Here is a 22,955-nt window from a genome sequence, read left to right on the forward strand (position 1 = left end):
GGGCTTTTCGCGGGCCGGTGGGGGACCGGGTGGGGAGGCCGCCGGTCCGGTCGGGCCGGGGGACTCGTGCCGCTGGTGCCCGTACTGGTGCGCGCCGGGCTTTTCGCGGGCCGGTGGGGGACCGGGTGGGGAGGCCGCCGGTCCGGTCGGGTGACGGGGCGCCCGCGCTGCTCGTGCCCCTACTGGTACGCGCCGGAGCTTCGGCGGCCGGTGGGCCGGCCGGTCCGGGGATCCCCGGACCGGTGGCCGCGGCTCGCCGCCTCGGCGCCGTACAGTGGAGAGGACGGCCGGGTCCCGCCGGAGCCGGCCGGCGGGCATCACGTACCGCCTCCCCGCCCGAGCAGCCGGTCAGGACATGCGCCACCACTCTTCCCCGTCCCAGGGCCCGCAGGAGCCGCTCTTCGGCCTCGACGCGCTGCCGCAGGAGCCGCCGGCCGGGCCGCCCCCGTCCACCCCGGCCTTCCGCGACTCCGCGCAGGCGCGCAGGCTCCTCGCCGTCCGGGAGATCCACGCCGAACCGGCCGCCGCCGTCTCCCCGCGCGGCCGGCAGATCCTCGCCCGGTTCCCCGGGGCCCGGCTGGTCGAGGTCGACTCCCACTGGCGCATCCCCGAGCTGCACGGCAACGAGGGCAGCGCCGAGCGCTGGATGCGGATCAAGCGCGAGACCCTCGTGCTGGGCGTGAAGAAGACCCTCACCACGCGGCCCAACGGCCGGTCCGCCGACTGGATCGCCCCCGGACCGTCCAACGGCTGCGCCCTGTCCTGCGTGTACTGCTACGTGCCCCGCCGCAAGGGCTTCGCCAACCCGATCACCCTCTTCACCAACATCGACCGGATCATCGACCACCTGGGGCGCCATGTCGCCGCCCAGGGCCCGAAGCCGGAGCCCAACCAGTGCGACCCCGAGGCATGGGTGTACGACATCGGGGAGAACGGCGACTGCTCCGTCGACGCCCTCGTCTGCGACAACACCGCCGACCTGGTCCGTGCCTTCCGCGACTGGCCCACGGCGAAGGCGTCCTTCGCGACCAAGTTCGTCAACCCGGACCTGCTGGAACTCGACCCGCGCGGCAGCACCCGCATCCGGTTCTCGGTGATGCCGGCCGGCGACTCGCGCCTGCTGGACCTGCGCACCAGCCCGGTCGACCGGCGGATCGCCGCCGCCGCGGACTTCCTCGACGCCGGGTACGAGGTGCACTTCAACCTCTCACCCGTCGTCGTCCGCCCCGGCTGGCAGGACGCCTGGACCGAACTGCTGCGGCACATGGACGACGTACTGCCGCAGCGCGTCAAGCGGCAGGCGCGGGCGGAGGTCATCATGCTGACCCACAACGCCGGCCTGCACGAGGTCAACCTCCGCTGGCACCCGCGCGGCGAGGACGTGTTGTGGCAGCCCGCCGCACAGGAGACCAAGCGCTCCCAAAACGGCGCCCTCAACCTCCGCTACCGCGCCGACATCAAGCGCCGTGCCCTCGCGGATCTGCGCGGCCTCGTGGCCCGCCACACCCCGTGGCTCGGTGTCCGGTACGCCTTCTGACGGAGCGGCAGGACGGGCCGGCTACGCCGCAGGTCACCCCCTGACAACGCGAAATTAGGGTAGGCTAACCTTGCCTCGTGATTCCTGGTGAAGAGGTCGGCCCGGGCCCGCGCGGTCACGAACTGTCGGCCACCGGTGTGACCGTGGCGTACGACGGCACGGACGTCGTACACGACGCGGCGCTGACGCTGCGGCCCGGCGAAGTGACCGCGCTGGTCGGCCCGAACGGCAGCGGCAAGTCGACCCTGCTGCGCACGGTCGCCCGGCTGCAACGGCCACGGCTCGCCGCGCTCACGATCGACGCCGGCACCGACGCGCTGGCGCTCGGCCCGCGGGAGTTCTCCCGCCGCGTCGCCCTGCTGCTGCAGGGGCGCCCCACGCCCAGCGGGCTGAGCGTGCGGGACGTCGTCGAGTTCGGCCGCTACCCGCACCGCGGCCGGTGGGGCGGAACGGATCCCGGCGGCCGCGCCGCCGTCGACCGCGCACTCGCCCTGACCGGCGTCACGGAACTCGCCGATCGGGGAGCCGAACACCTCTCCGGCGGGCAGCTCCAGCGCGTATGGCTGGCCGGCTGCCTCGCCCAGGAGACCGGCGTCCTCCTCCTCGACGAACCCACCACCTACCTCGACCTGCGCTACCAGGTCGAACTCCTCGACCTCATGCGCGACCTGGCCGACGAGCACGGCATCGCGGTCGGTGTCGTCCTGCACGACCTCGACCAGGCGGCGGCCGTCGCCGACCGGATCGTGCTCCTCGCGGCCGGACGCGTCGTCGCCGAGGGCCTGCCCGAGCACGTCCTCACACCGGAGCGGCTGACGGAGGTCTACGGCATCCGGATCGAGGTCGACACCGACCCCCTGACCGGCCGGCTGCGCACCCGCGCCATCGGCCGCCACCACACCCGAAGCGAAAGGCTCGGCACCACCTCATGAGACGCCTCCTGCGCACCGCGCCCCTGGCCACCGCCGCCGCCCTCCTGCTCGCCGCCTGCGGCACGACCGAGCCCGCCGCCGACGACGCGAAGGAATCCACCGGGGCGATCACCCTCACCGACGCCTCCGGCGCGAAGGTGGAACTCGACGGCCCCGCCAAGAAGGTCGTCGGCACCGAGTGGAACGTCGTCGAGCACCTGATATCACTCGGCGTCGACCCGGTCGGCGTGGCCGACGTCAAGGGCTACAAGACCTGGGACTCCGCCGTGCCGCTCGAGAACGAGCCCAAGGACATCGGCACCCGCGGCGAGCCCAGCATGGACACCATCGCCTCGCTCGAGCCCGACCTCATCGTCGCCACCACCGACCTCCAGCCGGGCGCGGTCAAGCAGTTGCGCAAGGTCGCCCCGGTCCTCGAGGTGAAGTCCGCCGACGCCTCCGACCCGGTCGGCCGGATGCTGGAGAACCTCGACCTCATCGCCGAGGCCACGGGCACCACCGAGCGCGCGACGACCCTGAAGAAGGACTTCGACACCAAGCTCGCCGAGGGCAGGAAGGCCCTCGCCGACGCCGGGCTGGACGGCGCGGAGATCGCCTTCGCCGACGGCTACGTCAGCTCCAACCAGGTCTCCATCCGCCCCTACACCTCCGGTTCGCTCATCGGCGGTGTCAACGAGCGGCTCGGACTGAGGAACGCCTGGAAGCAGAAGGGCGACGAGGCCTACGGCCTGGCCGCCACCGATGTCGAGGGGCTGACCGGCCTGGGGAAGGTGCAGTTCGTCCACATCGGCAACGACGGCGACGCCAACAGCGACCCCTTCGGCAAGGAACTCGCCGGCAACTCCGTGTGGAAGTCCCTGCCCTTCGTGAAGTCCGGTGACGTCCACCGGCTGTCCGACGGCATCTGGATGTTCGGCGGCACCGGCTCGATGGAGCGTTACGTCGACGCCCTCGTCGCGTCGCTGACGAAGTAGCGCGATGGCCGTCACCGCCACCACTCCCACCGCCCGTCCGGCGACGGTGTCGTCCCGGACGGGCGCGGCCGCGGTGACGACCGCGCTCGTGCTCCTGGTCGCGGCCCTCGCCGTCGTCGACATCACCCAGGGCACGGCCGCGGTCGGCCCGGCCGAGGTCCTCAAGGCCCTCACCGGACGGGCCGACCCGGCCGACGCGTCCGTCGTCATCGCCTCACGGCTGCCCCGGATGACCGCCGGACTCCTCGTCGGCGCGGCCCTCGGCATGGCCGGCGCGGCCCTGCAGGCCGTCAGCCGCAACGTCCTGGCGTCCCCGGACACCCTCGCGGTCAACGCGGGCTCCTATCTGGCCCTCGGCGTCGCCGCCGTCACCGGCGTGTCGCTGCCGCTGCCGGCCTCCTCGGGCATCGCCTTCGCCGGCGGACTCGCGGCGGCGGCCGTCGTCCTCGGACTGTCGGGGCTCGGCGCGGGCACCGTACGGCTGGTGCTCGCCGGCACCGCGCTCGCCCTCGGACTCACCGCCGTCACCGAGGGCCTGCTCCTGCTGTTCCCGCAGGAGACCGAGGGCCTCTACCGGTGGAACCAGGGCAGCATCGGGCAGAACGGCTTCGACGGTGTCCTGCGGATGCTGCCCGTCGCCGCCGTGGGCCTCGCCGGCCTGCTGCTCGTGGCCCGCCGGGTCGACGCCCTCGCCCTCGGCGACGAAGCCGCCCGCGGACTCGGCGTGCCGGTACGGGCCACCCGGGTCACCGCCGTCGTCCTGGCGACGCTGCTCTCCGCGGCCGCCGTCACCCTCGCCGGACCGATCGGCTTCGTCGGCCTGTGCGCCCCGGCCCTCGTCCGGCCGCTCGCCCGCTGGTTCCGGGGCATCACCCGGCTGCGCGCCGCCCTGCCGGTCGCGGGCCTGGCCGGCGCCGCGCTGGTCCTCGGCGCGGACGTGCTGCTGCGCGCGTTCATCGACTCGGACACCGCGGTCGCCGTCCCCACCGGCGTGGTCACCAGCCTCGTCGGCGCGGTGTTCCTGGTCGTGATGGCGGCCCGGCTCCGGGACACCGCCTCGGCCGCCGCGCCCGACACACTGCGCATCCGCAGCCGCGCCGTGTTCCTCACCACTCTCACCGTGCTCTCGCTCGCCGTGGTCGGCATCACCGTCGCCGCCGTCCTCCTGGGCGACAGCAAGCTGCTGCTCGGCGACGTGGTCAACTGGGCGCAGGGCAGGGCCGGCCGCACCGTCTCCTTCGTCCTGGACACCCGCGTCCCCCGGGTGTTGGCCGCCCTCCTCGCCGGCGCGGCCCTCGCGCTGGCCGGGACCCTGGTGCAGGCCGTCACCCGCAACCCGCTGGCCGAACCCGCCGTACTGGGCGTCTCCGGCGGCGGCGCGCTCGGCGCCGTGGTCCTCGTGACCACCGTCCCCGTCGCCGGGGCGTGGAGCATCGCCGGAGCCGCCTTCGCGGGCTCCGCGGCCACCGCGGTCGTGGTGTTCGGGCTGGCCGCACGCGGGGGCTTCCAGCAGAACCGGCTGGTCCTCGTCGGCGTCGGAACCGCGGCCGGTACGACGGCGCTGATCAGCCTGCTGATCGTGCTGACCGATCCGTTCAACGCCACCAAGGCCCTCACCTGGCTGTCGGGTTCCACCTACGGCCGGGCCCTGCCCGACGTCCTGCCCCTCGCGGCCGTCCTCGCCGTGGCCGTCGCGGTGGCCGGCGTCCGGCACAGGGAACTCGACCTGGTGTCCCTGGACGAGGACACCCCCCGGCTCCTCGGGCTCGACCTGGGGCGGGGCAGGCTGGGCTTCCTCGTCCTGAGCGTGCTGCTCACGGCCACCGCCGTGTCCGCCGCCGGCACCATCGGGTTCGTCGGTCTGGTCGCCCCGCACGCGGCGCGCGCCCTGGCCGGACGGCGGCACACCCGGGTCCTCCCGGTCACGCTGCTCCTGGGCGCCGTACTGGTGTGCACCGCGGACCTGCTGGGCCGCACCGTGATCGCGCCGGCCCAGCTGGGCGCCGGCCTGATGACGGCCGTGATCGGGACGCCGTACTTCCTCTACGTACTGGTGCGCGGCCGACGGTGGTTCACCGGACGAAAAAGTGCCTGACAGAGCGTCGGGCGACGGGCTAGGCTCGCCGCGATGACCACTCACTCCGTTCACAGAATGGGGGTCCCGTCCACGCAAGGTGAGTGCTGATGCACACACCCGTGGTGGACGGGGACTCCCGCCTTTCCTTCTGGCCGCGCGTGCGTGAGTACGCCGTGCCGCCCTCCATGATCGAGACCGCGACCGCCCGCCGACGCGCCGGCGACTGGGCCGGGGCGTGCGCCGCCGCGAGGGTCGACGTCGACCTGCGTCTGCGTGATCTGGCCTGCACACACGGCCGGGAACTCGCGGCGCACGTCCGTTCCGACCTGCGGCACCTGGCGCCCGACCTGCTGCGCTGGCACATGCCGAGGATCGCCCCGGACGGACTGCTGCGCCCCGGCCTGACCGTGGCCCTGGCCCGCTACGGCGTGGCGCGGCCCGGCGGTCCGCGCCCGGTGCATCTGGTGGTCCGGACCCCGCCCGCCTGGGCGGACGGCGGACAGCGCATGAGCCTCACACTGTGGGACGGTGAGCGTCTCCGTGACGCCGCCCGCCGGCATCCGCATCCCCGGCCCGGCCCGCGGTTCCGGCTCGACCTCCACCGTCACCTGTGGGACGCCCGCCGCGCGGACGACCTGCGCCACCGGTCCGGGGCCGACAGGCCGGCCGGTGACGGCCGGGAGGCGATGCGTACGGTGCCGTCCGGGCTGCTTCCGCCCGGGCACCACTGCGCGGTGGACCGCTGGGCCGACGAGGCGCGGATCGTGCTCCGCGACGCGGGGTGCACGGCCGGTGCCGTCGCCGTGCGGATCGCGGCCGGGCACCGGTTGGTCCTGACCCTCCCCGACGACGGCGACGGACCCGCTCCGCCCACGGTGCGGATCGGGCGTCCCGACACGGCCGGGCCGATGCCGGCGCCGCTCGTCCTGCCCGACGCGGCGACCCATGTCCTGCCCGATCTCGAACTGCTCCGTGCGGGCGCGATCGAGGCCGGGAGGCTGCATCCCCTGGTCGCCTCCGCCCTCGTGCCCGGCCACACGGCGGCCGGCCCACCGCCGCCACCCGGCCCGGCGCGGCCCCACATCGTGGAGTGCCGCGGGGCACGGCACCGGATCGGCCTGGTCGACGGCGTCCTGGTCCCCCTGGACCATGCCCCGGACGAGATCCGGCGGGAGGAGCTGCTGGCCGAACTGACCGGCACACCGCTGCCCTGCCTGCGGGTCATCGACCGCGCGCACCGGCGACCGGACTGCCTCACGGGCGTACGCGAACGCCTGGACCACGGCGACATCACCGGAGCGCTGGCCGTCGTCGAGAACCTGCTGGGACCCCACGCCCGCCTGCGCGGCGGGCCCCTGCGGGACGAACTCGAAGCAGCCGCGCTGCGGCGGCTCGCCCACGGGCTGTACCGGTCCGGCCTCCAAGGCCCCGCGGACGCTCGCGTCCGTCCCGCTCCCGCCCGGCCGGGCGACCGCCGCTCCCACCCGCGCCACGCCACCCGCCACTGACTCCCCCGACCCCGGGAACCCACGCCCACCCACGCCGCACAACCCGCCCCGACTCCCGAGCGGACCGTGGCTCCTCACGCCGACTCGCGCGACGCCACCCGCCCCGGCCCTTCCGGGGACCCCTGGTCTCCCCACGCCCGCCTGCTCACCACCCCACACACCCACAGGTGATGACCCGTGCCTGCACACACCCTGCCCGCCGACGCCCGGCTCGACGTCGCCGGCGACCTGCTCACCCTCCTGCGCGACACCACCACCGAACCGCGCCCCGACATCCAGCTGGAGGCCCTCACCCTCGCCGTGGCGGCCGACCTGCCCGTCCTGCTCTGGGGCGAGCCGGGGATCGGCAAGACGGCCGCGCTCACCCAGCTGGCCACCGCCCTCGACCTGCCCCTGACCACCGTGATCGCCAGCGTGCACGAGCCGTCGGACTTCTCCGGGCTGCCCGTCGTCGGGGACGACCCCGCCGAACAGGGCGTCCCCATGGCCCCGCCGGACTGGGCCGTACGCCTGGTGCGGGCCGGCCGGGGGCTGCTGTTCCTCGACGAGCTGTCCACCGCGCCGCCCGCCGTGCAGGCCGCCCTGCTGCGGCTGGTCCTGGAACGGCGTATCGGCGCGCTCCGGCTGCCGCCCGGCGTACGGATCGTCGCCGCCGCCAACCCGCGCGCCTCGGCGGCCGACGGCTGGGAGCTCAGCCCGCCGCTGGCCAACCGGTTCGTGCACCTGGACTGGACCCACGACCACGAGGTCGTCGTCCGCGGCCTCGGCGGGACCTGGCCCCGGGCCACCCTGCCCCGCCTCGACCGGCGGAAGCTGCCCGAGGCCGTGGCCTTCGCCCGCCGGGCGGTGTGCGCGTTCCTCACCGCCCGGCCCCTGCTGGTGCACCGGCTGCCGAACAGCGAGACCCGCCGGGGCGGCCCCTGGCCCTCGCCGCGCAGCTGGGAGATGACCCTGCACCTGATCGCCTTCGCCACCGCCGCCGGTTCCTCCCGCGACGTGCTCTCCCTGCTGGTGCGGGGCACCGTCGGTGACGGTCCAGGCCTGGAACTGCTGGCGAGCCTGGACCGGCTGGACCTGCCCGACCCCGAGGTGCTGCTCGCCGACCCGGCGGGTGCCGAGCTGCCCGAGCGGGGCGACCTGCGGCAGGCCGCCCTGGACGCGGTGGTGGCCGCCGTGCGCGCACGCCCCGAGAAGTCCCGCTGGGACGCGGCGTGGGCGCTCCTCGCCCGTGCCGTCGACACCGGCGCGCCCGACCTGGTGGTCGTACCGGCGACCACCCTCGCCAGCCTGCGCCGCGAGGACTGGGACGTACCGGCGACGATCGAACGGCTCACCTCCGCCGTGTCGCTGTCCCGCCGCGCGGACCGGGCCGCGGCCCGGGCGAAGGCGGGCCGATGACCACGCACCCGCCGGTGACAACGGCCCCGGCGCTCGATACCGGCAAACTCCTCGCCGCCCGGCTGCACGCCGCCCGCGCCCGGCCCTACCTCGCCACGGCCCTGTTCGCGCTGCACCCCGTCGAGTCCCGGAGGGTCCCCACGATGGCCGTCGACCGGCACTGGCGGTGCTACGTCTCGCCGGCGTTCGTCGACGCCACGCCGGTGGAGGAACTGGCCGGCGTCTGGGTGCACGAGGTGTCCCACCTCCTGCGCGACCACCACGGACGCGGCGACCGGGTGGCCCGGGAGCGCGGACTGAACGGTCCGGGGGAGCGGCTGCGGATGAACATCGCCGCGGACTGCGAGATCAACGACGACGTGTACGGCGACGGGCTGCGGCCACCCGACGACGTCGTCCTGCCGGAGACACTGGGGCTGCAGCCCGGAGAGCTGATGGAGGACTACCTGCGCCAGTTCCGGCTGGGCCCGTACACCCAGGGCATGGTCTGGCTGGACTGCGGAAGCGGCGCCGACGGTCTCGAACGGGACTGGGACCTCGGCCCGGACGGCGCGCACGGTCTCACCGACCAGGAGCGCGACGCGGTCCGCTTCCGGGTGGCGCAGGGCATCACGGCCCGGCCGGGCAACGCGCCGAAGAGGTCGCGACGGTGGGCGGAGGAGGCGTTCCACCCGCCGCAGCCGTGGCGGGAGCTGCTGGGCGCCGCGCTCCGCTCCGCGGTCTCGGCCTCCGGCGCGGGTGACGACTACAGCTACGGCCGCCCGGCCCGGCGGTCGGCCGGGGTGCCCGGCGCCGTACTGCCGAGCCTGCGGCGCACACCGCCCCGGGTCTCGGTCGTCATCGACACCTCGGGCTCGGTCAGCGACGCCGAACTGGGCAGCGCGCTGCTGGAGGTGGCCGCGATCTCGCGCGCCGTGGGCGGCCGCCGCGACATGGTCTCCGTGGTGCCCTGCGACGCGGCGGCGCGTGAGGTGCACCGGCTGTGCCGCGCCGAGGGGATCCCCCTGACGGGCGGCGGCGGGACGGATCTGCGGACCGGGTTCGCCAGGGCGCTCGCCTCCCGGCCCCGGCCGGACGTCGTCGTCGTCCTCACCGACGGCCAGACGCCCTGGCCGGGTTCGCGGCCACCGTGCCGGACGGTGGTGGGCCTGTTCCCCCGGCAGCACGGACGGCGCTCGTGGAGCGAGGAGAACCCCGGTTACGTACCGGACAACCCGCCCGACTGGGCCCGCGTGGTGACCATCGGCGCGGGACCCGGTACGCGATGAGAACGAGGGGCCCGGTCAGCTCCGTGCCGTACCAGGCGGCCGGTGGGTCCATTCCCGGTCCGCGTCGGCGACGGGCCGCGGGACACGGGCCCGGGAGGGCGCGGCGGGCCTCCGGGGGGAGGCCCGGTCGCACCGCCGCGTGGGTGGTGCGACCGGGCCGTCGTCCTCCCGGCTGGAGGAACTCGCCGCCGACGCCGTGATCGTCGTCATGGAGGTGCACCTCCTGGACGCGGCGACGGCCGAACTCCCCCCGCACGTCCAGGTCGTGCCGGTCGGCTCCGACGCCGGCGGCCACCGCACGGCCGTCGACACCGACCAGCACGGCCGCACCCGCACCGCCGTGCAGCCCCTGTTCGGCCCAGGTGACCGCACGGTGTGGCACGCGGCCGGCCGCCTGCCCCGCTGACCACCGTCCACCGGGACTTCGCCGGGGCGAGCACGGCACCGCCCCGGCCTTCCGGCCGGCGGGAGACCTCCTGTACGGGCCCGATCGCGCCGTGCTACTGTCGATCTCAGTTGTAGCCGTGGTAATCGAAAAAGCCGCAGGGCCGGAGACACCGTCCCTACGCCATACTCGCCATACTGACGTCTACGTCGCAGCTGGGGTCGGCACCAGAAGGTGCGGGCTCCGGTTCGCTGCTTTTCGGGGGTCTCGTCTCATGGACCGGGCGGAACAGCCGACGTGACCACTTCATCTCCGGCTCGTTCTTGCAATTCCCTGCGTTGTACCACTGCGGCGGACATTCCTTGATACGTGCCACATCAGGGAAGGTTCCACTTGACACAGGCACGCGCGAACAATCGAACGGCCCGAGCCCGCTCCGGCGGACAGGGCTTCGCCAAGGGCGGTGGCCGCACGGGCGCCGCAGCCCATCGCGCCGGAGCGCAGAGGCGCTCCAAGGGCTCCCCGAGCCGCGGGACCGCGGCGACCGGTGAGTTCGCTCTCCCGGTGACGAGCACCCCCGCGCTCCCCGCCGTACAGGCCTTCGACGAACTGGCCCTGCCGGCGGAGATGCTGGCCACCCTCGGCCACGAAGGCGTGACGGTGCCGTTCCCCATCCAGGGGGCCACGCTGCCGAACTCCCTGGCCGGCCGTGACGTGCTCGGCCGGGGCCGTACCGGTTCGGGCAAGACCCTCGCCTTCGGGCTGGCGCTGCTGGCCCGCACGGCGGGCCGTCGTGCCGAGCCGCGCAAGCCGCTCGCCCTCGTCCTCGTCCCCACGCGCGAGCTGGCCGGGCAGGTCACGGACGCGCTGACGCCGTACGCACGCTCGGTGCGGCTCCGGCTCGCCACCGTGGTCGGCGGGCTGTCGATCGGCAAGCAGGCCAGTGCCCTGCGGGCGGGCGCCGAGGTCGTCGTCGCGACGCCCGGGCGGCTCAAGGACCTCATCGAGCGCGGCGACTGCGCACTCGACGAGGTCGCCGTCACCGTCCTGGACGAGGCCGACCAGATGGCCGACATGGGCTTCCTGCCCCAGGTCACCAGGCTGCTCGACCAGGTGCGGGCCGACGGTCAGCGCATGCTCTTCTCCGCCACCCTCGACCGCAACGTCGACCAGCTGGTACGCCGCTACCTGACGGACCCGGTGGTCCACTCCGTCGATCCGTCCGCGGGCGCGGTCACGACGATGGAACACCACGTGCTCCACGTCGACGACACGGACAAGCGCCGGACGACGACCGAGATCGCGGCACGGGACGGCCGAGTGATCATGTTCCTCGACACCAAGCACGCGGTGGACAGGCTGACCAAGCACCTGCTGAACAGCGGCGTGCGCGCGGCGGCCCTGCACGGCGGCAAGTCCCAGCCCCAGCGCACCCGGACCCTCACCCAGTTCAAGGACGGGCGGGTGACGGTGCTGGTGGCGACCAACGTCGCGGCGCGGGGCATCCACGTCGACAACCTCGATCTGGTCGTCAACGTCGATCCGCCGAGCGACCACAAGGACTATCTGCACCGGGGCGGACGCACGGCCCGTGCCGGCGAGTCCGGCAGCGTCATCACCCTGGTGACGCGCGACCAGCGGCGCGACTTCAGCCGGCTGATGGCACAGGCGGGCATCACCCCGCGCATCACCCAGGTGCGGTCGGGCGACGCGGAGCTGAACCGCATCACGGGGGCCCAGGAACCCTCGGGTGTCCCGGTCGTCATCGCGGCGCCGGTCGTGGAGCGCCCCCGCCGCGCCGCGTCCTCGTCGGCACGCGGCCGTCGGAGCCGCAGTGCCCAGGACCGCGCCAAGCAGGGAGGCGACGGGCAGACCCGCAACGCCGAGGGCCGGAGCGCGCAGCGCGGCCGCACCACCGGGGAGCGCCCGGCGCAGGAGCGCACCGCCCAGGGACGGCGTACCGGTGAGGCGCCGCGCCGCAGGCCCCGGACGAAGCCGGCCGCGGACCGCGCGGCCTAGGACGTCCCGGCTGCGCGACGACATGGCGACATGACGACATGGCGACACGGGGTACGGCCGCAAGGCCGGCCCCGGGTCGGCATGCCGCCGGGCGGGGACCCTCCGGCACCGGCCGAAGGGTCCGCGGGCCGGCGTCCTCCCATGAACGTTTCCTCGGGCCCCGGCCGGCCGTACGCCACACCGGACGCCGAAGCGACCGGGGTCACGGCGTGACGCCGCCGGAGATGCTCGGGGTCTTCGCGGCGGGCGTCGGCGCCGGTGCCCTGAACGCGGTCGTCGGCTCGGGGACGCTGGTCACCTTCCCCGTCCTGCTCGCGACCGGTCTGTCACCCGTCACCGCCACGGTCTCCAACGCCCTCGGCCTGATCCCCGGCGCCATCAGCGGGGCCATCGGCTACCGGCGAGAGCTCGCCGGCCAGGCCCGCCGCGTCCGCAGGCTCGGCATCGGCTCGGCGCTGGGTGGGCTCACGGGGGCCACCCTCCTGCTGGCCCTGCCCGCCGAGGCGTTCGAGACCATCGTGCCGACCCTGGTGGGGCTCGCCCTCGTCCTCGTCGCGCTCCAGCCCCTGATCAGCAAGAAGGTGCGCGGCCGCCGACGGCCGCAGCAAGGCCCCTCCCGGCGCGACGGCGGATGGCCGCTGTTCACCGGCCTGACCCTGGCCAGTGTCTACGGGGGCTACTTCGCCGCCGCCCGGGGCATCATCTACCTATCGCTGATGGGTCTGCTCCTCGACGAGCCGCTGCAACGCCTCAACGCCGTCAAGAACGTGCTCGTGGCGGTCGTCAACACGGTCGCGGCGACCTTCTTCCTCTTCGTCGCCGACTTCGACTGGACGGCCGTCGCGCTCATCTCTGGCTCCGCCCTCGGCGGAGGGCTCGGGGCGAGGACGAGCCGCAGGTTCAGTCCCGTGGTGCTGCGCGCCCTCATCGTCACGATCGGGTCCGTGGCCCTCGTCCAGTTGCTGCTCCGCTGAGCGGACCGCTCGCCGGCCCGCCCGGGGAATGCTTGTCGTGCACCTTGCCAATCCAGGCCGTGTTCTGGTTCCGTCTCGTTAGGAAACTTTCCTAACCATCCAGTCCTGGACGGAGCCCCCCATGACACCGGCACGTTTCCAGCCACGCCCAGCCGCGGCCGCCGCGGCTCTCGCCAGTGCCCTCCTCCTCGCCCTGACCACCGCCACGGCGGCTCCCGCCGCACCGGCGGCCCCCGCGGGCACGGACGACCCCACGCAACGGTCCCGGGCGGCGGCCGCCCGGATCACGGCGGACATCACGCGCACGTCCTCGTGGGACACCGGCTACGGCGCCGACGTGTCGATCACCAACGACGGCGACACCACGGCGGACGGCTGGACCGTCGAATTCGACCTGCCCGCCGGAACGACGGTCGGCAGCCACTGGTCCGCCACCAAGTCCCAGCAGGGACAGCACTACCGCTTCACCGACGTCGCCTACAACGCCACCGTCACCCCCGGCGGCCGGCAGAGCTTCGGCTTCAACGCCATCGGCACCGGACTGCCCCTCAACTGCACCGTCAACGGCCTGCCCTGCCAGGACGGCGGCACCACACCGGCCGACCCGCCCGCGGAGCCGCCCCGGGCCGGCACCCCCGTGGACCTCAACGGCCGGCTCGAGGTGTGCGGCACCAAGCTCTGCAACGAGCACGGCAACCCGGTCCAGCTGCGCGGCATGAGCACCCACGGAACCCAGTGGTACGCCCAGTGCCTCACCGACGGATCGCTCGACGCCCTGGCCGGGGACTGGAAGGCCGACGTCCTGCGCGTCTCCACGTATGTGCAGGAGGGCGGCTACGAGACCGATCCCGCGCGCTTCACGAGCCTGGCCGACTCCCTGATCCAGGAGGCGAGCGAGCGCGGCATGTACGTGATCGTCGACTGGCACATGCTCGACCCCGGCGACCCCGTGGCGAACCTGGACAACGCGCGGAGGTTCTTCACCGACATCGCGAACCGCAACAAGGGCCGGGACAACATCCTCTACGAGATCGCCAACGAGCCCAGCGGCGTGAGCTGGTCCCGCATCAAGGGCTACGCGGAACAGATCATCCCGGTGATCCGCGCCGTAGACGCCGACGCCCCCGTCCTGGTCGGCACCCGCGCCTGGTCCTCACTCGGCGTCTCCGAGGGCGCGGACGAGTCGGAGGTCGTGAACAACCCGGTCGACGCCTCCAACATCATGTACACCTTCCACTTCTACGCCGCTTCGCACCGGGACGAGTACCTGGCGACCCTCTCCCGCGCGGCGGACCGGATCCCCGTGTTCGTCACCGAGTTCGGCACCCAGAACTACGCGGGCGAGGGCGCCGACGACTTCGCCATGTCACAGCGCTACCTGGACCTGATGGCGGACAAGAAGATCAGCTGGGTCAACTGGAACTTCTCCGACGACCACCGTTCCGGTGCCGTGTTCACCCCCGGCACGTGCGCCGGCGACGGCCCGTGGACCGGCACGACGTCGCTGAAGCCCGCCGGCGTCTGGATCCGCGAGCGCGTCAGGACCCCGGACGGCTTCCCCACCGGCTGAGCCGCCACCCCCGGCACCCGCCCGTCCGGCACCCGCGCCGGACGGGCGGCCCGGCCGGCCGGCGTGGCCCGCGCATCGCGTGCGGGCGCACGCCACCCGCCAGGGCTCGCTGCGTCTCCGGAACTCCGCGGACGAACCACCGTAAATCGTCCGGGAGGCATACGCTTTTGCTAAGGCGGCGTGTGTCGGGGCAGACGGCAACATGACGACAGACCCCAGCGCACCGAAGAGGCGGGAGACCACGTGACGGCCGAACACTCGGACACGTCCAAGGGCCGTACGAAGGCCGGGGCGACTTCCTCCGGGACGACCGGCGACGACCTGCTCCACGGGCTGGAGGTGGACGACCGGCGTCCGGAGCGTCCCGTGCTCCTCGACGCCGACGGCGCCCCGATCGAGACCTGGCGGGAGAACCACCCCTACGACCGGAAGATCCGCAGGGCGGAGTACGAGCGGACCAAGCGCATCCTGCAGATCGAACTGCTGAAGATGCAGCGGTGGGTGAAGGACACCGGCCAGCGGATCGTGGTGGTCTGCGAGGGACGGGACGCGGCGGGCAAGGGCGGCACCATCCAGCGGTTCACGGAGCGCCTGAACCCCCGCGGTGCCCGCGTGGTCGCCCTGGAGAAGCCGACCGAGCGGGAGGCCGGGCAGTGGTACTTCCAGCGCTATGTGGCCCATCTGCCGGCCCGGGGTGAGATCGTCTTCTTCGACCGCTCCTGGTACAACCGGGCCGGGGTCGAGCGGGTCATGGGTTTCTGCACGGAGGACGAGTACAGCCTGTTCCTCGAGCAGACGCCGATGTTCGAGCGGCTGCTCACGGACGACGGGATCATGCTGGTGAAGTTCTGGTTCTCCGTGTCCCGGGCCGAGCAGCGCACCCGGTTCGCGATCCGTCAGGTCGATCCGGTGCGGCGCTGGAAGCTGTCGCCGATGGACTTCGCGTCGCTCGACCGCTGGGACGACTACACCAAGGCCAAGGTCGAGATGTTCCGGGCCACGGACACGCCCCACGCGCCCTGGACGGTCGTGAAGAACAACGACAAGCGCCGGGGCAGGCTCGAGGCCATGCGCAGCCTCCTCGACCGCTGCGACTACCCGGCGAAGGACCACGGGGCGCTGGGCAAGCCCGATCCGCTGATCGTCGGCGCGGCGGACACCCTGCTGGAGGCCGGTGAGGAACCCGCGGTGCTCTCACCGACCCCCCTGGCGGGTCCCGGTCACGGCCCCGGCAGTCATCCGGGGACGTGACCCGGTCACCGCAGCGGCACCGACACCTCGCCCGCGCCCCGTGCCTCCGCCCCGCCGGCGACGCGCACCGTGAACGGGCGGTCGGTCCCCGACGCCGTGACCCGCAGGACGTCGCCGTCCCGCCGGACCCGGAACGTCGCGGCCGGCAGCCCGGCCGCGTCCGGCACGGTGACCTCGGCCGTGCCGCCGGACCCGGCCGGCGGATGCACCAGCAGGACCGGAGCGTCCAGCCAGTCGCCGTCCGGCCGGGAGTCGTCGCCGGCCAGCGGCAGCACGGCGCCCTCGCGGACGTACAGGGGGAGGCTGTCGTAACCGTGCCGCTCGGTGCGCCAGCAGGGACCGGTGACCCGCTCGCCGCTCAGCAGATGGGTCCAGACGCCCTCGGGGAGGTACACCTCCACCTCGCCGTCCTCGCTGAACACCGGCGCGACGAGCAGGTCGGGGCCCAGCATGTACTGGCGGTCGAGCGGGCGGCACGCCGGGTCGTGCGGGAACTCCAGCACCATCGGCCGCATCACCGGGACGCCCGTGCGGTGGGCCTCGGCGGCGGCGCCGTACAGGTACGGCATGAGGCGGTGCTTGAGCAGGGTGAACCGCCGGGCGACGTCGACCGCCTCGTCACCGAACTCCCACGGCACCCGGTACGACGCGGAGCCGTGCAGCCGGCTGTGGGAGGACAGCAGGCCGAAGGCGAGCCAGCGCTTGAACACGTCGGGGTCGGGGGTGCCCTCGAAGCCGCCGATGTCGTGGCTCCAGAAGCCGAACCCGCTCAGCGACAGGGACAGACCGCCCCTGAGCGACTCGGCCATCGCCTCGAAGGACGACCAGCAGTCGCCGCCCCAGTGCACGGGGTACTGCTGTCCGCCGGCGGTCGCGGACCGGGCGAAGAGCACGGCCTCGCCCTGCCCGCGCTCCTTCTCCAGGAGCTCGAACACGGTCCGGTTGTACAGGTGGGTGTAGTAGTTGTGCATCCGCTCGGGGTCGGAGCCGTCGTGCCAGACGACATCGGTGGGGACGCGCTCGCCGAAGTCCGTCTTGAAGCAGTCCACGCCCTGGTCGAGCAGCGGCTTGAGCTTCGACTGGAACCAGGCGCGCGCGTCGGGGCTGGTGAAGTCGACCAGGCCCATGCCGGCCTGCCACAGGTCCCACTGCCACACGTCGCCGTCCGGGCGGCGCACCAGATGTCCGAGAGCGGCGGCCTCGTCGAAGAGGGGGGACTTCTGGGCGATGTACGGATTGATCCAGAGGCTGATGCGCAGTCCCTTCTCCTTGAGCCGGGCCAGCATGCCCTCCGGGTCGGGGAAGACGTCCGGGTCCCACCGGAAGTCGCACCACTGGTACTCGCGCATCCAGAAACAGTCGAAGTGGAAGACGGACAGCGGGATACCGCGTTCGGCCATGCCGTCGACGAACGACGTCACCGTCCCCTCGTCGTACGACGTGGTGAAGGAGGTGCTGAGCCACAGACCGAAGGACCAGGCCGGTGGCAGGGCCGGGCGTCCGGTCAGGGCCGTGTAGCGGCCGAGGACCTCCTTGGGGGTCGGTCCGGCGACGACGTAGTACTCCAGTGACTGGTCCTCGACGCTGAACTGCACCTGGCCGACGGACTCGGACCCGATCTCGAAGGAGACGGCCCCGGGGTGGTTGACGAAGACGCCGTAGCCGCGCGAGGAGAGGTAGAACGGAACGTTCTTGTAGGCCTGTTCGCTGCTCGTACCGCCGTCGGCCTGCCAGACGTCCACGGTCTGGCCGTTCTTGACGAACGGCGTGAAACGCTCGCCCAGTCCGTAGATCTGTTCACCGACGCCGAGCGACAGCCGGCTCAGCACATGGTGTGCTCCCTCGCGGGTGGTGGCGAAGGCCGTGCTCTTGGCGCCCGCGCGGGTCAGTTGACGCCCCTGCGCGTCGTGGAACGTGAGACCGAACGGACCGGTGCCGTCCATGCGCAGGGTCAGGGGACCGCTGGTCAGCTCGGTGACCGTGCCGTCGCGGCGCACCGTCCCCGCGCCGTCCGCCTCGCCGGTGAGCGCGAAGTCGGGGCCCGGGCGGTGCTTGCCCGAGTGGTGGGTGACCCGCACGCCGATGACGCCCTCGGCGGGGGAGAAGCACTCGACCGTGATCAGCGGTGCGTTGAGGGTGTCGCCCCTGCGTGTCACCCTCTTCACGGAGGCGTAGCCGGTGAAGCGCTTCGATTCAGGACGTACGTCACGCACTTCGGTGGCGTAGGAGATCTGCACACCCTCGCGGATGCGCCAGAAGCCGTCGGTGAATTTCATGGTCTTCCTCGGAGGGGGAGGGCGGAAGAGGCGCGAGAAGAAGCCTCTGACCAGGAACTATGACAGGATCTGCGGAACCTGTCACGCCCTGGCGCGAGCAGACCCTGCCGCTGGGGGGCTAGCGCGACCGGCTCCCGCTGACGTATTAGTAATCAGGCAAAACAAATTACACCCGGTGCAGCGCCAGGCGATACCTCGGCGTGATTCGCTCGAAGTCGAAGCGCTTCACCAGTCCCCGAAGAGTCACCGGCCCGGCGCACGCCGAGCCGGTCCCACACAAGGGCACCCACCGTGACAGCACATCCTCCGGTTGCCGCACACCGCACGCGCGCACACTCACGCAGAGCCGTCACGTCGCTCGCCGCCGTCCTGGCCCTCGTCTCCGGAGCGGCGCTCACCGGCTGCGCACAGCAGCGCGACGACGACGTGTACACCGTGATGAACTCCTCGACCGACGAGACCTACCACCGCTGGGACGCCGAGGCGATGGCGCGCTGCGGAGAGCGGCTGGGCATCACCGTCGAGCAGCAGAGCGTCCCCGCGTCGCAGGTGATGACGAAGGCACTGCGCATGGCCTCCTCCAAGTCGCTTCCGGACATCGTGCAGTTCGACGCCTCCGAGATGCCGACCTTCGCCGAGGCCGGCGGGCTCGTCGACCTGCGCACCCTGGGGCTTCGCACCGAGGACGTCCCCGAGGGCATCGCCGACTTCGGCTCCTACGAGGGCACCTACTACGGCGCGGCCCGCTCCGTGAACACCCTCGCGCTGTTCTACGACAAGGACGCCCTCGACGAGGCGGGCGTCGAGGTGCCCACCACCTGGCGGGAGCTGCGGGAGACGGCGAGGAAACTGACCCGCGGCAAGCGGTACGGCCTGGCGCTCAGCGCGGGCGGCGCCGAGGACGGCGTCTTCCAGTTCACGCCGTTCATGTGGTCCAACGGCGGCGACGAGACCGATCTGGACAGCCCGCGGGTCGTCGAGGCGCTCGACTACTGGAAGGCACTGCTCCAGGACGGTTCGCTGTCGAAGTCCACGGTCAACTGGACGCAGGCCGATGTGAACGACCAGTTCATGGCGGGCAACGCCGCCATGATGATCAACGGCCCCTGGCAGGTCGAGACCCTCAACACCAAGAAGTCGCTGCACTGGGGGATCGCGCAGATACCCGTCCCCGAGGCGGGCGCCGAGTCGGTGGGACCGCTCGGCGGCGCGGTGCTCACCGTGCCCCGCACCGGTGACTCCGAGCGCGAGAGGACGGCCGGCCGGATCGTCGCCTGCCTGGCGAGCGAGAAGGAGCAGCTCACCTACGCCCTGAACAGCTGGATGGTCCCGGCCAACGAGAAGGCCGCCCGCGAGTGGCGCGAGCGGGTGCCCGAACTCGAGGCGCTGGCCGGCCAGGTCGCGGCCGCCCGGTCGCGCACCGCCAAGCTCGGTGCCGGCTGGTCGGGCGTGTCGCTCGCCCTGCAGAGCGCCTTCCAGTCCGCCCTGACCGGCCAGTCCAGCGAGGCCGCACTGCAGCGCGCCCAGCAGCGCGCGAGCGGGAACCGAGGTACGCGCCCATGACCACGTCCACCGCCCCGGTCTCCGCCGAGACCCCCAGGAAGGCCGCCGCGCCCCGCCCGCACCGGGCCCGCCTGCGCCGCGGGCTCGCCCAGTGGGGCTTCGTCGCCCCCGCCGTCGTCTTCATGCTGCTGTTCTTCGGCTACCCGCTCGTCCGCAACGTGGTGATGAGCTTCCAGCACTACACACCGAAGACCTTCTTCACCGGCGAGGCCCCCTTCAACGGCACCGACAACTGGTCGTCCGTCTTCCAGGACGTCCTCTTCGGCAAGGCGCTGTGGCACACCCTCGTCTTCACCGCCGGCTCCCTGCTCGGCCAGTTCTGCATCGGCCTCGCCCTCGCCGTCTTCTTCAACCGCCGATTCCCCCTGGGAGGTGTCCTGCGGTCGCTGATCCTGCTGCCCTGGCTGGTGCCCATGGTGGTGTCCGGCGTCGTCTGGCGCCGCATTCTCGACCAGGACACCGGCGTACTGAACACCTTCCTCGACGCCCTCGGTGCCGGCGGCCACACCCCGTGGCTGACCAGCCCCGACATGGCGCTGCTCTCGGTGATCCTGGTCAACATCTGGATCGGCGTCCCGTTCAACATGGTCATCCTCTACGGCGGCCTCCAGGAGATCCCCAGGGAGCTGTACGAGGCGGCCTCCCTGGACGGTGCCTCGGCCTGGCGGACCTTCCGCTCCGTCACCCTGCCGATGCTCAAGCCGGTCATCACGGTCGTCCTGGTGCTCGGCTTCATGTCGACGGTGAAGATCCTCGACCTGATCCTCGCCCTGACCGACGGCGGACCCGCCGACGCCACCCAGACCCTGGGCACGCTCACCTACCAGAACTCCTTCGTGGAACTGGACTTCGGCGCCGGCGCGGTCGTCGGCAACGTACTCATCCTCATCTCCGCGGTGTTCGCGGTGTTCTACCTGCGGGCCAACCGCACCGAGGGGAAGTGACCGACATGGCCGCTCACACTCCCGCCGCGTCCCGGCGCCGCTGGGGCTCCACCGTTGCCGGTGTGATCGTCCTGTGCGTGATGCTCTTCCCGCTGTACTGGATGCTCAACACGGCGCTCCAGCCCGATTCGGGCCTGCTCCAGGTCGACCCGGTGCCGGGGAGCCCGGACCTCTCCGGATTCTCCAAGGCCCTCAGCGACCAGGGCGGACATCTGCTGACCTCGCTGCTGGTCTCGTTCGGCGCCGTCGCCGTCTGCCTGGCCATCTCCGCCCCGGCGGCCTACGGGCTGGCCCGGTTCGGACTGCGCGGCTCGCGCACCATCGTCTTCGGCACGCTGATCACCCAGATGGTGCCGGGCATCGTCATCGCCAACGCCCTCTACACCTCGTACGTCGATCTGGGCCTGGTGAACTCCTACTTCGGCCTGATGCTCGCGGACGCCTCGCTCGGCATCCCGTTCTCCATCGTGCTCATGCGCTCCTTCATGGTGTCCATTCCGGGCGAGGTCATCGAGGCAGCCGAGATCGACGGGGCCGGGCCGGTACGGGTCTTCCTGCGGGTGGTGCTCCCGATGAGCCGCAACTCGCTGATCACCTCCGGCCTGTTCGCGTTCCTGTTCGCGTGGAGCGACTTCATGTTCGCGCTCACCCTCAACACCACCGACGACGTCAAGCCGGTCACGCTGGGCATCTACCAGTACATCGGCGCCCACGTCGGCGACTGGGGCTCGGTGATGGCCGCGTCCGTGCTCTCCGCCGTCCCGGCCGCGATCCTGCTCGTCCTCGCCCAGAAGTACATCGCCGCCGGAATCACCGGGGGCTCCGTCAAGTGATCACCGCACACCTCCGGATGGACCGACACGCATGAGTGACTTCCCCCGTTTCCCGCCCGGCTTCGTCTTCGGCGCCGCGACCGCCTCGTACCAGATCGAGGGCGCCGCGTACGAGGACGGCCGCGGCCCGTCGATCTGGGACACCTACAGCCACACCCCCGGCCTGGTGGCGAACGGCGACACCGGTGACGTCGCCTGCGACCACTACCACCGCTACCCCGAGGACGTGGCCCTGCTGCGCGGCCTCGGCGTCGCCTCGTACCGCTTCTCCGTCGCCTGGCCGCGCATCGTGCCCGACGGCACCGGCCCGGTGAACCCCAAGGGCCTCGACTTCTACTCCCGGCTGGTCGACGAACTCCTCGCCGCCGGTATCGAGCCCGCCGCCACCCTGTACCACTGGGACCTCCCGCAGGGTCTGGAGGACCGGGGCGGCTGGCGGGTGCGCGAGACCGCGGAGCGGTTCGGCGAGTACACGGCCGTCGTCGCCGAGCACCTGGGCGACCGGGTGCCACGCTGGATCACGCTCAACGAGCCGTGGTGCAGCGCCTTCCTCGGCTACTCCGTCGGCCGCCACGCACCGGGCGCCCGCGAGGGCCGGGGCGCGCTGGCCGCCGCCCACCATCTGCTGGTCGGTCACGGACTGGCCGTCAGGGCACTGCGGGCCGCGGGTGTCCGCGAAGCCGGCATCACCCTCAATCTCGACCACCACCTGCCCGCCACCGACTCCGCCGCGGACCGGGCGGCCGTCGTACGCGCCGACACACTCCACAACCTGGTGTGGACGGAGCCCATCCTCGCCGGGCGTCACCCCGGCACGGAGGAGGAGACCTGGGGCGAGCTGATCGCCCGGCAGGACTTCCGCCGCGAGGGCGACCTGGAACTGATCTCCCAGCCGCTGGACTTCCTCGGCATCAACTACTACCGGCCGATCGTCGTCGCCGACGCCCCGTACCGCGAGAGCGACCCCGCCCGGCGCGTGGCGACCGACAACCGCTGCGCCGAGGTGCCGATGCCCGGCGTCCGCCGCACCGCGATGGGCTGGCCGGTGGCCCCGCACACCCTCACCGACCTCCTGGTGGACCTGAGGGAGCGGTACGGGGACGCCCTGCCGCCCCTCCACATCACGGAGAACGGCTCGGCCGAGAACGACGAGGTGGGCCCCGACGGCGCCGTCCACGACACCGAGCGCGTGAGCTATCTGCGCGACCACCTCACCGCGGTGCGGGCGGCGATCGACGCGGGGGTCGACGTACGCGGGTACTACGTGTGGTCGCTGCTCGACAACTTCGAGTGGGCCTTCGGCTACGACAAGCGCTTCGGCATCGTCCGGGTCGACTACGACACCCTGGAGCGCACCCCGAAGGACAGCTACCACTGGTACCGGCGCCTGATCGCCGCCCAGCGGACCTGACGGCACCACGGGACGAGCCCCCGCCCCGGACGGGA

The 22,955-nt window shown here is 72.7% G+C and carries 16 protein-coding genes and 2 pseudogenes; 17 read left to right on the forward strand and 1 reads right to left on the reverse strand.

Translation table 11 applies throughout. The features are described 5' to 3' along the window. Nucleotides 1–355: 355 nt before the first annotated feature. From F1615_RS28885 to ppk2, 13 genes and pseudogenes are all read left to right on the forward strand, one after another. Nucleotides 356–1,537, forward strand: coding sequence for a spore photoproduct lyase family protein (locus F1615_RS28885; RefSeq protein ID WP_149551997.1), 1,182 nt, complete (start codon nucleotides 356–358; stop codon nucleotides 1,535–1,537). A gap of 77 nt (nucleotides 1,538–1,614) precedes the next feature. Continuing rightward, entirely contained in the window at nucleotides 1,615–2,469 is an 855-nt protein-coding gene (locus F1615_RS28890) for an ABC transporter ATP-binding protein (RefSeq protein ID WP_149551998.1), read from the forward strand. Further along, complete coding sequence (locus tag F1615_RS28895) at nucleotides 2,466–3,443, forward strand: iron-siderophore ABC transporter substrate-binding protein (RefSeq protein WP_149551999.1); 978 nt, start codon at nucleotides 2,466–2,468, stop codon at nucleotides 3,441–3,443. Before F1615_RS28890 ends, F1615_RS28895 begins: the two co-directional genes overlap by 4 nt. Nucleotides 3,444–3,447: 4 nt before the next feature. After that, nucleotides 3,448–5,538, forward strand: coding sequence for an iron ABC transporter permease (locus F1615_RS28900; RefSeq protein WP_149552000.1), 2,091 nt, complete (start codon nucleotides 3,448–3,450; stop codon nucleotides 5,536–5,538). 89 nt (nucleotides 5,539–5,627) lie between these two features. After that, nucleotides 5,628–7,028, forward strand: coding sequence for a hypothetical protein (locus F1615_RS28905; RefSeq protein WP_149552001.1), 1,401 nt, complete (start codon nucleotides 5,628–5,630; stop codon nucleotides 7,026–7,028). Between the two features lie 177 nt (nucleotides 7,029–7,205). Continuing rightward, the gene (locus F1615_RS28910) at nucleotides 7,206–8,426 is read left to right on the forward strand and encodes an AAA family ATPase (RefSeq protein WP_149552002.1); all 1,221 of its coding nucleotides are present in this window, start codon (nucleotides 7,206–7,208) and stop codon (nucleotides 8,424–8,426) included. Then, entirely contained in the window at nucleotides 8,423–9,694 is a 1,272-nt protein-coding gene (locus tag F1615_RS28915; protein ID WP_149552003.1) for a vWA domain-containing protein, read from the forward strand. The genes F1615_RS28910 and F1615_RS28915 overlap by 4 nt, the downstream gene beginning before the upstream one ends. A 166-nt stretch (nucleotides 9,695–9,860) precedes the next feature. Next, nucleotides 9,861–10,085: pseudogene (locus F1615_RS28920) on the forward strand (LacI family transcriptional regulator); the annotation flags it as partial. Between the two features lie 387 nt (nucleotides 10,086–10,472). Continuing rightward, on the forward strand, nucleotides 10,473–12,098 hold the full coding sequence (locus tag F1615_RS28925) for a DEAD/DEAH box helicase (protein ID WP_149552004.1): 1,626 nt from the start codon (nucleotides 10,473–10,475) through the stop codon (nucleotides 12,096–12,098). Nucleotides 12,099–12,322: 224 nt separating this feature from the next. After that, complete coding sequence (locus F1615_RS28930) at nucleotides 12,323–13,072, forward strand: sulfite exporter TauE/SafE family protein (protein ID WP_425385665.1); 750 nt, start codon at nucleotides 12,323–12,325, stop codon at nucleotides 13,070–13,072. Nucleotides 13,073–13,193: 121 nt separating this feature from the next. Beyond that, nucleotides 13,194–13,589, forward strand: a pseudogene (locus tag F1615_RS36530) (cellulose binding domain-containing protein); the annotation flags it as partial. Nucleotides 13,590–13,640: 51 nt separating this feature from the next. Then, nucleotides 13,641–14,642, forward strand: coding sequence for a glycoside hydrolase family 5 protein (locus F1615_RS28935; RefSeq protein ID WP_388233176.1), 1,002 nt, complete (start codon nucleotides 13,641–13,643; stop codon nucleotides 14,640–14,642). 243 nt (nucleotides 14,643–14,885) lie between these two features. Continuing rightward, entirely contained in the window at nucleotides 14,886–15,893 is a 1,008-nt protein-coding gene (ppk2, locus tag F1615_RS28940; RefSeq protein WP_208818432.1) for a polyphosphate kinase 2, read from the forward strand. Between the two features lie 5 nt (nucleotides 15,894–15,898). Here ppk2 and yicI read toward each other — a convergent pair whose 3' ends face one another. Further along, on the reverse strand, nucleotides 15,899–18,169 hold the full coding sequence (gene yicI / locus F1615_RS28945; RefSeq protein WP_149552007.1) for an alpha-xylosidase: 2,271 nt from the start codon (nucleotides 18,167–18,169) through the stop codon (nucleotides 15,899–15,901). Between the two features lie 291 nt (nucleotides 18,170–18,460). Between yicI and F1615_RS28950 the strand changes: the two genes are divergently transcribed. From F1615_RS28950 to F1615_RS28965, 4 genes are read left to right on the forward strand one after another with little or no spacing between them, the layout of a single operon-like run. Then, nucleotides 18,461–19,732, forward strand: coding sequence for an ABC transporter substrate-binding protein (locus F1615_RS28950; RefSeq protein WP_149552008.1), 1,272 nt, complete (start codon nucleotides 18,461–18,463; stop codon nucleotides 19,730–19,732). Beyond that, nucleotides 19,729–20,676, forward strand: coding sequence for a carbohydrate ABC transporter permease (locus F1615_RS28955; protein WP_149552009.1), 948 nt, complete (start codon nucleotides 19,729–19,731; stop codon nucleotides 20,674–20,676). The genes F1615_RS28950 and F1615_RS28955 overlap by 4 nt, the downstream gene beginning before the upstream one ends. A gap of 5 nt (nucleotides 20,677–20,681) precedes the next feature. Then, complete coding sequence (locus F1615_RS28960) at nucleotides 20,682–21,509, forward strand: carbohydrate ABC transporter permease (protein ID WP_149552010.1); 828 nt, start codon at nucleotides 20,682–20,684, stop codon at nucleotides 21,507–21,509. A gap of 31 nt (nucleotides 21,510–21,540) precedes the next feature. Next, entirely contained in the window at nucleotides 21,541–22,920 is a 1,380-nt protein-coding gene (locus tag F1615_RS28965) for a GH1 family beta-glucosidase (protein WP_149552011.1), read from the forward strand. The last annotated feature ends 35 nt before the right edge of the window (nucleotides 22,921–22,955 follow it).

Origin of the sequence: Streptomyces marokkonensis (genome assembly GCF_008312835.1) — a bacterium.
In the GTDB taxonomy this organism is placed as follows: Bacteria; Actinomycetota; Actinomycetes; order Streptomycetales; family Streptomycetaceae; genus Streptomyces; species Streptomyces marokkonensis_A.

Bases quoted from the DNA above. Each gene is read 5' to 3' on its own strand.
- F1615_RS28960 (WP_149552010.1), top strand. From the start codon at position 20,682: ATGGCCGCTCACACTCCCGCCGCGTCCCGGCGCCGCTGGGGCTCCACC.
- F1615_RS28905 (WP_149552001.1), top strand. From the start codon at position 5,628: ATGCACACACCCGTGGTGGACGGGGACTCCCGCCTTTCCTTCTGGCCG.
- yicI (WP_149552007.1), bottom strand. From the start codon at position 18,169: ATGAAATTCACCGACGGCTTCTGGCGCATCCGCGAGGGTGTGCAGATC.
- F1615_RS28915 (WP_149552003.1), top strand. From the start codon at position 8,423: ATGACCACGCACCCGCCGGTGACAACGGCCCCGGCGCTCGATACCGGC.
- F1615_RS28965 (WP_149552011.1), top strand. From the start codon at position 21,541: ATGAGTGACTTCCCCCGTTTCCCGCCCGGCTTCGTCTTCGGCGCCGCG.
- F1615_RS28885 (WP_149551997.1), top strand. From the start codon at position 356: ATGCGCCACCACTCTTCCCCGTCCCAGGGCCCGCAGGAGCCGCTCTTC.
- F1615_RS28955 (WP_149552009.1), top strand. From the start codon at position 19,729: ATGACCACGTCCACCGCCCCGGTCTCCGCCGAGACCCCCAGGAAGGCC.
- F1615_RS28930 (WP_425385665.1), top strand. From the start codon at position 12,323: ATGCTCGGGGTCTTCGCGGCGGGCGTCGGCGCCGGTGCCCTGAACGCG.
- F1615_RS28895 (WP_149551999.1), top strand. From the start codon at position 2,466: ATGAGACGCCTCCTGCGCACCGCGCCCCTGGCCACCGCCGCCGCCCTC.
- F1615_RS28900 (WP_149552000.1), top strand. From the start codon at position 3,448: ATGGCCGTCACCGCCACCACTCCCACCGCCCGTCCGGCGACGGTGTCG.